Consider the following 12,708-nt stretch of genomic DNA (forward strand, 5'->3'; position numbering starts at 1 on the left):
AACCGTAATTTTTGGTTTCCGAAAGGTTATAAATTGTTATTAATGGCATCATCCGTCTTATCAACACCAAAACTTACGAAGACACCAACAAAAACAAAAGTATTGACTGGCGGTCTTACTGCGCTTCTGGTATTTCCGTCCGCAGAATAATTGTAGCCGTAAACATTTTTGTTCCCCAAAATATTATTGATGCTCAAAACAAAAACAGTGAATGATTTGGAATCTTTTTTACCAACACTCGGCACATAATTCACGCTGAAATTGAGTCCGCTGAAGTCTTTCAATTTCCCTTGATTACGGAGAATGTTTTTGCCATCGTCAGAAATAATATCATAGTAAGGACGGCCTTTCGCATAAGTGTAAGACAAATTGAAACCTGTTTTCCAATCCATCACGAATTTCTTGGCCACCGCATTCAAAGTGTGTTTTGAAGCGAAATTGGGCACTAAACTAAAAGGATAGTTTAAGAAGTCTCTTTTGGAATCCAAATAGGAATAGGTCAACCAATAATCGATGTTTTTGAACGTCTTCTTGTCTCTCCAAAACAACTCGATTCCTTTCGCAAAACCACCGCCGCCATTGTTATCTGCAAACTGTGTGTACTGATTGCTTGGTGAGGTAGAACTTTCATTGGCAATGGAAGAGGTTTTGATCAATCGATCATAATTCTTATAAAAAGCTTCAAATCTCAAATTTCTTCCCTCAGAATTTTTCTGAATCTGGAAAATATAATGATCCGCTCTTTGAAAATCGAAATTGTTTGAGATGAGATATTTGCTTTCCGGATTTTGGTAGAACATGCCGTATGCAATAGATGTCGTCCATTCCTTAGAAATCCGATAAGCTAAAGCCGCTCTGGGTGAAAAATTCCATTTGTCTAGATAAGATGAATTTTCCGTTCTCGCACCTATTTTTGCAGATAGATCATTAGTGAAGATCAAATCGGTTTCAGCAAACGCAGACGAGATCAGATCTTTATAATTCTTTTCGAAAGAACCATAATTCATATTCTCATCGGCATTGTTAACTTCAAAACCAGCTCGCAAAGTATTTCTCCCCACTTTTCTTTCTACCACCGATTTTCCGTTGATGTAATTGTATCGATTATTGATTTTGATGTTATTCATTTCAACATCATTCTGAAAATTCGTAAAATCCAGATCACTGGAATTAAAAGAATAGGACGCTCCGATATTCACCAGATATTTCCCGAACTTTTCTTTGTAAGATAGATTGTGATAGGTGTTATTTCCTTTCAAACTTACTTTATTTCTATCGTAATCTGCTTCAAGACTTTCAGATCCGACAGACATTTGATTTGCATCTATGCTTCCGTAATATTTAATGAAGCCACCTTTTGTGGTTTTGATTCTGAAGTTCCCATCAAACCCATAACCATGCGGATATTTTCCAAAATCGGTATTGAAATTGAACAGTTTTCCCATCAGTCCAAGATTGGAATAACTTCCGGCAACTCCCCAAGAAGCTGTTTTTTCTTGATTTAGTTTTTGATAATTGGCACTCAGGAAAATCGGGGAAACACCGAAATCGAATGACGTCGTTTCCGGCAGATCCACACTTTCCAAAATCAAAACCGATGACAAAGCCTGACCATAAACTACTGAATAACCACCACTTGAAAAAATATTTCCTTTAAACAATGACGTATTGAATCTATCTCGCCCCGCAATCCCCGGAACCGAATTCGTGAAATAATTATTGATGAGATTGCCATCCATGAAGATCTTGGTTTCTGCCCCAGTTCCGCCTCGCACAAACAGACCTTCACTCTCTCCCACTTTCTGAACGCCCGGCAAATAACCTAAAGCCGAAGTGATCTGTCCATTTGCACCAGCAGTTGTATAGATATCTAAAGGCGTAAGCAAAGCCGCAGCGCGTTTTTTATCACTTGCTTCTATGCTTCCTGCTGTGATTACGACCGCATTGATCTCGTTGATCTGGGCTTTCAGGTTGGCAGGAACAATAATATCTTTTCCTTCTAATTTGACTAGAATTTCTACTTCATCATAATTCAATCCAGAAAAAACCAATATTTTATCGCCTGATTCTGAGGTGATAAAAGAATAGTTTCCGTTTTCATCAGAAGTTGCACCGTCGTAACTATCTTTCAATGTGACATTGATGTCTTTCAATGGTTTGTTTTTGAAAGTGACTTTTCCCGAGATAGTTGTCTGTGACCAAATACAAATACCCATCAAAAATGATAATAGGATTAAGTTCTTGCGCTGAGTTTTCATATAGTTTAATTATGAACCAAAGATATTTTAACGTCATTCAAAATTAAATTTATTCTCACCGACTTGTCAGTTTTGGTGACCGAATCGTAAGATGTTTCACGTAAAACATTATTTTATTATATTGGCTTTAAAATTGTTATAGGTCATTTACAATAATTTAATTTAAAACTATGAAATCGCAGAGTTACATCTAATTAGAAAACCAAACAACAAGCGATTGCATATGACATTTAAAAACAATAAATAAACTACTTATGAAAAATTTACTACTTGTTGGTATTGCAGGACTTATACTAGCTTCTTGCAAAACTGTTTCTAAACAATACACCGTTCGTCCAAAATCACATACACTCACGCAGGGAACGGCTAATTTCGTTCAGAAAAAAGGTAAAGTGGAAATGGACCTTAGCGTTTTCAAATTGACGCCTGGTCTGCACGCTGTTCACATTCACGAATTTGGAAACTGCAGTGCGACAGATGCATCATCAGCAGGCGGACATTGGAATCCTTCCAAAGATGACCACGGAAAATGGGACACAGACCACTTCCATATGGGAGATATTGGAAATCTTGAAGCGGATAAAAACGGACAAGCTCTGTTAATTTTTTCAACAGATAAATGGTGTCTCGGATGCGACGACCCATCAAAAAACATCATTGGAAAAGCAATCGTCATCCACGCTGGTGTTGATGACTTTCATACACAACCAACTGGCAATGCGGGTGGACGTGTAGGATGTGTGGAGATAAAATAAAGAAGACTTGTGAGAGAATAGACCTATAGATAATAGATTTTTCAAGCAACGTCTATTATCATTTTGTCTATAAAAATCATATTTCAAAACTTTGGAAAGCATCAATAATATGGGTGATTTCCAAAGTTTTTTGTTTGTTGGGGAGGACTGAGATGATGTCGAATCTAACTTCTTTATCAATATTATTTTCTTCGACAAAATAATTCGCGGCTGATATCAACAGTTTGATTTTCTTTTTGTTAACAGCTTCTTGAGGTTCCAGAAACGCATCTGTATGTCTGGCTTTGACTTCTACAATTATGATTTGGTCTCCAAATTCTGCAATAATGTCTACCTCAGCTTTAAGGTAACGGAAATTGCGGGCAAGGATTTTATATTTTGCTTTAACCAGAAAATCTACAGCGAGGTCTTCTGCTATTTTTCCAAAGTCGTTGTGATCTGCCATCGGAGTTATAATTGATGAGTGATAGTTTATAAATGATCAGAACTTAATTTTAACATCCTTTCCTACTTTCATTGTAATTTCTGAACCGATAATCAATGGTCTGTTGTCAAAAATATGACCGTTTGGAAAGTTGAAAGCTATCGGGAAATCATATTTGGAAATTCTCTTTGCAATCTGTTGGTTGACGAATGGATCGAAGGATTCTTCGTAGCTTTTGTTCTCGCCTTCTTTTCCCATATTGGTCATTCCACCAACGATGAGTCCTTTTATTTTTTTGAAAACGCCGGCCAATTCCAAGCTCATAATCATTCGGTCCATCGCGTAGAAATTTTCACCAATGTCTTCTATGAATAAAATCTTATCCGTGAAATCGAAAGAATATTTGGTTCCCAAAAGTGCGTAGATCAACGCGAGATTTCCGCCAACCAAAGTTCCCGAAGCCTCTCCTACTCTATTGTTTTCTGTGGATTCGATTTTGTATTTTGGATATTTTCCTTTTAGAATGTCGAAGGTTAAGTCATAACTTTCTTCGGTCACGCCAAAGCTTGACGTTTTGATGGTTTGTCCGTGGATGGATGCAAAACCTTTTTTCAACAGATAACTTTGAATTACCGTGTTGTCAGAATATCCGATATACCATTTTGGATTTTTCTTGAATTCTTTCAAATCCACATGCTCAATTAAATGCTGACAGCCGTAACCACCTCTCGAAGCCCATATTGCAGATATCTCTGAGTCGTTTAAGGCCCAATTGATATCCTTAATCCGTTGTTCTTCTGTTCCGGCGTACGAATAGCCGTTTTGAAACTTTGTGTAGAGATTTTCGCCTAGAATTGGTTCGTAACCTTTGCTTTTGATCAAGGCCAAAGTTTTCTCTAATTGATTTTCTTCAACAGAACCAGCTGGGGAAATGATGGCGATTTTGTCTCCTTTTTTTAAGGATTTTGGGAAAGTGTTGTTTTGCATTTGTGTTGGTTTAATTTTAACGCAAAGGTCGCAAAGATTTCTTTTATTTTATTAAAAATATTTTAAGATTCGCAAAGGCGCTTCACTCATCAAAGACATAATTAAAAAGTTAGTTTGTCATTCCGGAGGAATCTCAACAGTCTAGATTGATTTCGTCGAAACATTGCGTTAGCTTTCCTTTGGAATAACAAAATTGGATTTTTATACTGAACATCGATTTACGTTGAAATCCGCAACCCGACTTGAGCGGAAATCCTTTTTTGCTTGGACTAAAAGTTCAATTAAATCTTAAAGCTTCTGCAAAAAAGATTGGGAGCCCTTCGACAAGCTCAGGATAAACTACAGGCGGAAAAGTTGCTCAAAAAATATTACTTGATTTTTGGTTTCTGTTTCTCTGCTTTTTCTAATTTTTCTTCGAACTTGTTGAACTTTTTGAAGCTTTGCATAAATATAAATATACTGAAAATCACTAAGATAAAACCGACACCTTTTCTGATTTTGTTCGCCACACGTTGATTGAGTCTGTCGTGGAATTGTTTTGCTAAGATGATTTTGGATAAATCTATCAACAAATAAGTTCCGATAACAATCCCAATGTAAAGAACGAAATCTTCCACTTTTGGATAGGCATTTCGGACGGAAACGACCGTTACAAGCCAGAAAAGAACGACGCCAATGTTCAGCAAATTGAGTAAAAATCCGTTGAGAAAGGTCTTGATATAGTTTTGGTCGATGAGTTTTTCTTCACCTTCGATGTGCATTTTGGTCCTCGAAAGGAGCATATAAATAGCATAAATGAGAATCAAAAAGGCGGAAATCCGGTAAAAACCGGGATGTTTGTCGATAAGGCTAACTAAGTCAGCACTAGCATAATAACTGACGATAATGCAGAGCAGGTCGGCAGAAACTACGCCAATATCCAAAGCAATCGCGTGTCTGGGACCTCTGGAAAAACTGGTTTCTATGAGCAGGAAAAAGATGGGTCCGATGAACACCAAACTCAGCATAATTCCCAGGCCGACTGCGTATAAAATGAGTTCTAACATTCTTAGTTTTTTGTAAAAAGCAAAATGTATCTTGTAAGTAGCTTATTGCAGTTAGCTTTTGGCTATTTGCTTTATTATCAATCAAATAACATCAAATCAATGTTTTTAATTATAAATTTCTACTTAAAAGACGAAGACAAAAATACATTTTACTTTTTAATTAATGTTATCTGACTATATAAACTTAAAATCTTCAACCATATAGGACACATTTTAAAATGAAAAAGCTAAAATAGAGAGTCTACTTTAGCTTTTAATTTTATGTTTCTATATAGTTATTCCACAATTTTGAAATCGAGTTGTTTTGCAATCAGATTGGCTTTCACCACTTTGATTTTGACCTCGTCTCCAAGTCGGAAAGTATTGCCAGTTCTGGAACCAATAATGGCGTAATTCTTAGCATCCAAAGAGTAAGAATCATCTACCAAATCACGGAGTTTTATCATTCCTTCTGCGCCGTTTTCAGGGATTTCTACCCAAAAACCATATTCTGCAACGCCGGAAATAACACCTGTGAAAACTTCGCCCACGTGGTCTTCCATAAATTTGACCTGCATAAATTTGATGCTTTCTCTTTCCGCCTCAGAAGCCAATCTTTCCATTGCCGAACAATGTTTGGACTGCGTTTCCACTTCTTCTTTATTTGGCGATTTTCCACCATCTAAATAATGCTGAAGCAATCTGTGCGCGATCAAATCGGGATAACGGCGAATTGGCGATGTAAAATGTGAATAATACTCGAAGCCAAGTCCGTAATGGCCAATCGGGCTCGTAGAATAAACAGCTTTGCTCATACTTCTCATTGCCAGCGTTTCAATCATATTTTCTTCGCCCTTTCCTTTGACATCAGTCAATAGTCTATTAAGTGATTGGGCAACAGTTTGGGTATTGGCCAAGTCCATTTTGTAACCGAAAGTGCCTACGAAATCTCGTAAAGCAGTCAATTTCGCCGGGTCTGGGTCATCGTGGATTCTGTAGATGAAAGTGTTTCCAGTTGGTTCGTTTCTTTTATTTAATGAAATAAATTCGGATACTTTTTTGTTCGCCAAAAGCATAAATTCCTCAATCAAATGGTTAGAATCTTTGCTGACTTTGAAATAAACACCAATGGGTTTGCTGTTCTCGTCAAGGTTGAATCTTACTTCGCTTCTGTCGAACGTAATCGCGCCATTTCTGATTCTTTCGGCTCTTAGGATTTTCGCTAATTTATCAAGCTGAAGAATTTCTGTAGTCAAATCGCCTTCCTGAGTTTCAATTCTTTCCTGAGCTTCCTCGTAAGAGAATCTTCTGTCGGAATGGATGACGGTTCTGCCAAACCATTGTTTATGGATTTTCGCATCTTCATCCAGTTCGAACACCGCTGAGAATGTGAATTTATCTTCATTCGGTCGCAGTGAACAAACGTCATTACTCAAAACCTCCGGAAGCATCGGCACTACTCTATCGACAAGATAAACTGAGGTTGCTCTTTTGTAAGCTTCATCGTCCAAAATAGTTCCTGGTTTTACGTAATGAGAAACGTCCGCAATGTGAACGCCGATTTGCCACAATCCGTTTTCTAATTTCTGAATGGATAACGCGTCATCGAAATCTTTCGCATCTTTCGGGTCAATTGTGAAGGTGCAAATGTCACGCATATCCCAACGTTTTGCGACTTCTTCATCGTTGATGCTTCTGTCGATTTGGTCAGCGTCGTGCTCCACTTCTGGTTCGAAATTGTAAGGCAAACCATATTCGGCAAGAATCGCGTGGATTTCTGTTTCGTGGTCGCCTGGTGTTCCAAGAACGGTTACGATTTCCCCTTCCGGATTTTTACTTCCAGGTCGCCATTCACGCATTTTGACGATGACTTTGTCTCCGTCTTGTGCGCCATTGAAATGGTTTTTTGAAATGAACATATCCGTATTCATCGTTCTCTTTTCGAAAACTACAAATCCGAAATCTTTATCTGCAATCTGCTGGAAAATCCCAACAAACGTATCTTTTGCACGCTCCAGAACTTCTGCAACAGAGCCTTCTACTTTTTTACCTTTGAAATTGTAGGTTACCAAAAGCACTTTGTCGCCTTGCAAAGCGTCTTTTACATTTTTTTGATGCACGAAGATATCATCCGCCATTCCTTCTACTTTTACATAAGCATTTCCGGATTGGTTGAAGTCTATGACACCCGTCAAAGTCCCTTCAATATTGAGATTGACGATGTATTTTCCTTTCTCCGTTTCTTTGATTTTCTGTAGCGCCTGCAATCTGTGAAGCGCCTGGATCACAAGTTCTCTCTGTCTTGGATTCTTGTAATCTATCCCATCCGCAATCTGTTTGTAATTGTAGATTTTGGATGTTTTCTGATTCATAAAACGAAGGATTGTTCTTCCTAAATCCAGAAGTTTCTGTTCGTTTTTATGAGATGTATTTTTTTTGTTTTTCATTTAATTTTAATTAATTGTTAAGATGTTTAAACTCATCTAAAATTTATCTTGTTCCTCATCAATAATCCTTTTCAAATCCTCTTCTTTTGGAAGGCTTACCAAATATTTGTTCACAAAAATTTGTTGAGAAAGTCCTGTGGTAGCGTATTTTACCAGAGATTCGTTTTTGTTGGCGCAAAGAATAATTCCTATCGGTGGATTATCGCCTTCGTTTTTTTCGTTTTCGTTGTAATAATTGAGATAAACATTCATCTGACCTGCATCGGCGTGAGAAAACTCTCCCAACTTTAAGTCTATTAAAATATTACAGCGTAAAATCCGATGATAAAAAACCAAATCTATGTAATAATGCGTATTATCAAAAGTGATTCTTTTCTGTCGTGATTCAAAACAAAAACCTTTGCCCATTTCTAAAAGAAAAGTTTGCAAATGATTGATAATACTGAGTTCTAATTGATTTTCAGAGTAAGAGGTTTCTTCTTTCAGACCCAAAAATTCCAAAATATAAGGATTTCTGAAAAAATTTTCCGCCAGAGGTTTCTCAGATTTTTGATGTTCCTCCAGGACTTTTTGCTTGTCTTTACTTATTCCTGTTCTTTCAAAAAGCATAGAATTGATGGCTCTTTGCAATTCCCGAACCGACCAATTATTTTTTATAGCTTCTGTCTCGTAGAAAGTTCTTTTGGTTGAATCATCTAGCTTTAGAAATTCTACAATATGTGAGAAGCTTAATTGGTTAATTAGTGTATTAGATTCTACCTTCCAAATATCATTTGCAACATTAGAGTTTGAAAATTCTACTGATTTTGTAGACAGTGTCTGCAAAATTTCATCGTACTGATTTTCAGGTAAATATAATTTTGCAGTCGGTGTCTGCAAAATGTTTTGGTATGTTTTATAAAACGTAGAAAACCAATAAAGATTTCTTTCGGACAATCCTGCTATATTTTCACATTTTTTAGCAATTTCTTTATAAAGATTCTTACCATATTCCGCTCTGTCATTTCCATTCAGTTCATACTCAGAAATATAAAAACCAATCAGCCAATTTCTCAAAGTCAGCGCCACATTGACTTGTCTTTGAGCTTGGTTATTGAAGAAAATTTGAGTTTCTCCGATTTTGGAAATTAGTAAAGATATTTCTTGCATTGTTCTAAATTAATCCAAAAAGCAGATTTAATTTTTAATAAAGATAAAATAAAATAGGGGAGTTTGGGAAACCTTTGTATTAATTTATGGTTTCGTGAGAAAGAACTTTCTCCGTGAAATGCGTTGCAAAGATATGACTTTAAAAATAAAGCCTGCAATTTTAGCAATTACAGGCTTTTATGTTTAGCAAAATGCGATTTTATCAACTCTGTTCTGATGTCTTCCACCTTCAAAATCCATGGTTAGAAACTTATCTACAATCTCGAATGCCAATTCTTTTGAAATGAATCTCGCAGGAATCGAAATCATATTCGCATCGTTGTGTTGTCTTGCCAATGCCGCAATTTCTGGCATCCAGCAAAGGGCACATCTGATTTTCTGATGCTTGTTGGCCGTGATTTGAACGCCGTTTCCGCTTCCACAAATCAAAATTCCCAATTCATTTTCTCCATTTTCTACAGAGGTCGCAGCTGGATGCACAAAGTCAGGATAATCAACAGAATCAGCAGAGTAGGTGCCAAAATCCTGGACTTCATACTTGCCATCAAGGTATTTTTTTATTAGCTCTTTATATTCAAAACCCGCGTGGTCACAGGCTATTGCAATCTTTTTCATTTAGTTTGATTTATAGATTTATTTCAAGTATAAAATTAATACATATTTTATTAATGTTGGCATAGTATTTTAATATAATTATCAATAATAGCTTGAATTAATTATTTAAATATCAACGATATAAAATTAATAATGATAATTAAATAATCAATATTTATAATCATTAATAAAAAGATAATAGAATGTTAGAAATTGTTAGAAAACCTGTGGATAACTTCTGTCAAGTATTTCTTTTTATAATTGATTATTTTTAGTAATGGACTATTTTCCGACTAGTCCAATTCATTATTTCAAATTAGTTTTGGTTCACTTCACCGAACTTTATCCCCACAAAGGTTTTGAATATTGATTCTTCAAAAAAATTACAAACATTTGTTAATAACCTTCTTAATGACTTGATTATCAAAATTAAATTAATGTTAAGAACCTATTCATTAATCCACATTTCGTGTGATGAAATAATTAAGTTTTATTTCTCCGCATACTACCGCACTACAACAATACACTACAATATTATTTTTTTATAAAAAGAAAAAGAGATGTATAATAATGTAATGAAGGTTTGTGGATTCTTTTTGCAAATTAAATTTTTGAAAGGGAAGAATTAGTTTTAAATTTGTGAAACAAAGAGGGCATTATTTATGATTGTCTTTTTAATAAAAACTTTAAAAATTTTATTTAATGAAATTGCCATACTGTGGAAACGCAAGCTTGATCTAAAAAGAGCAATTGCATATGGCAATTAAAAAACAATTTAAATCTAGATATGAAAACAATAAAAGATTTCGATTTTAAAAACAAAAAAGCTTTAGTACGTGTTGACTTCAATGTTCCACAGGACGAAAATCTAAAAGTGACGGACAATACCAGAATTGTTTCTGTAAAACCTACCGTTGATAAAATCCTTGCTGATGGAGGTTCTGTAATCTTAATGACGCATCTTGGAAGACCAAAAGGCGAAGTAAACGACAAATATTCTCTCAAAAATATTCTGGATGAAGTTTCTTCAGTTCTTGGTAAAGAAGTAAAATTTGTGGACGAATCAATAGGAGAGAAGGCAGAACAAGCTTCTGCTGAACTTCAACCTGGCGAAATTCTTTTGTTGGAGAATCTTCGTTTTCATAATGAAGAAGAAAAAGGTGATGAAGCTTTTGCAGAAAAGTTATCCAAATTAGGCGATGCTTATGTAAATGACGCCTTTGGAACTGCTCATAGAGCGCACGCTTCTACAGCTGTAATTGCTGAGTTTTTCCCTTCTACTAAATTTTTCGGTTTACTGATGGAAAACGAGTTGATTGCCATCGATAAAGTTCTTAAATCTGGTGAAAAGCCTGTAACTGCGATACTTGGAGGTTCTAAAGTTTCTACAAAAATTACAATTATTGAAAATATTCTTCCTGCAATTGATAACTTGATCATCGGGGGTGGAATGTCTTTTACCTTTATAAAAGCATTGGGTGGAAAAATTGGACAATCTATTGTGGAAGATGATAAGTTGAGTTTGGCTCTTGAAATTCTTGAAAAAGCAAAGCAACACAATGTCGAGGTTTATCTTCCGACAGATGTTATCATTGCTGATGATTTCAATAATGAAGCGGATAGAAAAGAATGTGATATCAGAGAAATCCCAGAAGATTGGCAAGGTTTGGATGCAGGTCCAAAATCAAGAGAGATCTTTAACGATGTTTTATTAAACTCCAGAACAATTCTTTGGAATGGTCCAATCGGTGTTTTCGAAATGTCAAATTTTGCAGCTGGAACTATAGCTTTAGGAGAAAGTATTGCTGAGGCAACAAAACTTGGCGCATTTTCATTAGTTGGAGGAGGCGATAGTGTTGCATTTGTGAAACAATTCGGATATTCTGACAAAGTAAGTTATGTTTCCACTGGAGGAGGAGCAATGTTGGAAAGTTTGGAAGGCTTGGAACTTCCAGGTGTTGCTGCTATCAACAAATAAGAATTAGATTTCTAAAATATAATAAAACCGATAAAGTAATTTGTCGGTTTTATTTTTGTCTGTACTTGAATAATCATCACGAAAAATATTTTAAGCGATTCTCAGAGATTTTATTTGAAATTGAGAAATCTGTCTGATTTTGAACTTTTTTGCATTTATTAACAAATTTTGAACAAATTAGCTGAAAATTAACCTTCATAAACTACTCAAAAATCAATTTTCTATCTTTTTTCGATAATGTATATCAAACTGGAAAATTCGGTGTTAAAAAGTGCTTTTACGTTAGAAATCGTTCCGTGAACGACTGCTTTTAACCAAAAAAGAGGTGATTTCTTATATTTTTCACTCAACATCGAGATGTAAAATGAGTCGAGTAGGAGAGGTTTGATTTTTCTTAATTTCCAATCTGGATTTTTAGAGATTAGATTTTCCATTCCGTTTTTTGAAAAATGATAGATGTGTCTTGGTACATCATAAGCCGCCCAAAATTCTTTATAATGATTCGCATCGTAAGAAGTTGGATTTGGAACTGCAATAATCAGTATACCTTTATCTTTTAATTTTGAATGAAACATATCCAGCATTTCGCTTTGATTTTCGACGTGTTCAAAAACATGCCAAAGCGTAATTGCGTCTAGACTTTTATTTGCTATTGAATTTAAATCATCAATAATTTTAGCCTTCGAAGTTTTATTTATCGCTGAATTTCTCGCATCTGAATTCGGTTCAAATCCAAAAGTTTCGAAATCATTTTCAATAAATTTTACAAATTCGCCGGCGCCACAACCATAGTCTAAAACTTTAGAATCTTTTTTTATTCTGTCCAGAAGAATTGTTTTCTTGTATTGGAGATTAAAAGATTGTAAGAATTTATAAACTTTTTCCTTCAAACTTCCTGTATCCTGATGGTGTGAAATATAATCTTCGCTCTCGTAATATTTAGAAATATTCGATGGAATAGGAGAGGTTTTAAAAACGCCTTTTGTTTCAGTTTCTATCAATTCGAATTCTTCCTGAGAAAGAAAATGGTCTTTAATTTTCATTTTAAAATTTGTTATTTAAACAAAAAGAACAATGAAAATTGCATTGTT

General features: G+C 35.3%; 10 protein-coding genes. 2 read left to right on the forward strand and 8 right to left on the reverse strand.

The window, feature by feature from the left end:
- Positions 1-26 precede the first annotated feature (26 nt).
- On the reverse strand, positions 27-2,258 hold the full coding sequence (locus AXA65_RS08705) for a TonB-dependent receptor (protein WP_063969728.1): 2,232 nt from the start codon (positions 2,256-2,258) through the stop codon (positions 27-29).
- Positions 2,259-2,512: 254 nt separating this feature from the next.
- Here AXA65_RS08705 and AXA65_RS08710 point away from each other — a divergent pair, with 254 nt between their 5' ends.
- On the forward strand, positions 2,513-3,013 hold the full coding sequence (locus tag AXA65_RS08710; protein ID WP_063969729.1) for a superoxide dismutase family protein: 501 nt from the start codon (positions 2,513-2,515) through the stop codon (positions 3,011-3,013).
- A gap of 76 nt (positions 3,014-3,089) precedes the next feature.
- On the opposite strand, the gene AXA65_RS08715 is transcribed toward AXA65_RS08710, so the two are convergent.
- The 6 genes from AXA65_RS08715 to rpiB form a co-directional block, all read right to left on the reverse strand.
- Positions 3,090-3,458, reverse strand: coding sequence for a YraN family protein (locus AXA65_RS08715; RefSeq protein ID WP_063969730.1), 369 nt, complete (start codon positions 3,456-3,458; stop codon positions 3,090-3,092).
- A gap of 36 nt (positions 3,459-3,494) precedes the next feature.
- Positions 3,495-4,424, reverse strand: coding sequence for an LD-carboxypeptidase (locus tag AXA65_RS08720; RefSeq protein WP_063969731.1), 930 nt, complete (start codon positions 4,422-4,424; stop codon positions 3,495-3,497).
- A 368-nt stretch (positions 4,425-4,792) separates the two neighbouring features.
- Positions 4,793-5,470 carry a LysE family translocator gene (locus AXA65_RS08725; RefSeq protein ID WP_063969732.1) on the reverse strand — a complete coding sequence of 226 codons (678 nt, stop codon included), beginning with the start codon at positions 5,468-5,470 and terminating at the stop codon, positions 4,793-4,795.
- Positions 5,471-5,745: 275 nt separating this feature from the next.
- Entirely contained in the window at positions 5,746-7,896 is a 2,151-nt protein-coding gene (gene rnr, locus AXA65_RS08730) for a ribonuclease R (RefSeq protein WP_063969733.1), read from the reverse strand.
- Positions 7,897-7,932: 36 nt separating this feature from the next.
- Entirely contained in the window at positions 7,933-9,045 is a 1,113-nt protein-coding gene (locus tag AXA65_RS08735; RefSeq protein ID WP_063969734.1) for a YhcG family protein, read from the reverse strand.
- 183 nt (positions 9,046-9,228) lie between these two features.
- On the reverse strand, positions 9,229-9,660 hold the full coding sequence (gene rpiB, locus AXA65_RS08740; protein ID WP_063969735.1) for a ribose 5-phosphate isomerase B: 432 nt from the start codon (positions 9,658-9,660) through the stop codon (positions 9,229-9,231).
- A 766-nt stretch (positions 9,661-10,426) separates the two neighbouring features.
- On the opposite strand from rpiB, the gene AXA65_RS08745 reads away from it, so the two are divergent.
- Positions 10,427-11,617, forward strand: a complete 1,191-nt coding sequence (locus AXA65_RS08745; protein ID WP_063969736.1) for a phosphoglycerate kinase — start codon at positions 10,427-10,429, stop codon at positions 11,615-11,617.
- 221 nt (positions 11,618-11,838) lie between these two features.
- On the opposite strand, the gene AXA65_RS08750 is transcribed toward AXA65_RS08745, so the two are convergent.
- Positions 11,839-12,660, reverse strand: a complete 822-nt coding sequence (locus tag AXA65_RS08750) for a class I SAM-dependent methyltransferase (RefSeq protein WP_063969737.1) — start codon at positions 12,658-12,660, stop codon at positions 11,839-11,841.
- Between the last annotated feature and the right edge of the window lie 48 nt (positions 12,661-12,708).

This window comes from Chryseobacterium sp. FP211-J200 (assembly GCF_001643375.1).
GTDB classification, from domain to species: domain Bacteria; phylum Bacteroidota; class Bacteroidia; order Flavobacteriales; family Weeksellaceae; genus Epilithonimonas; species Epilithonimonas ginsengisoli.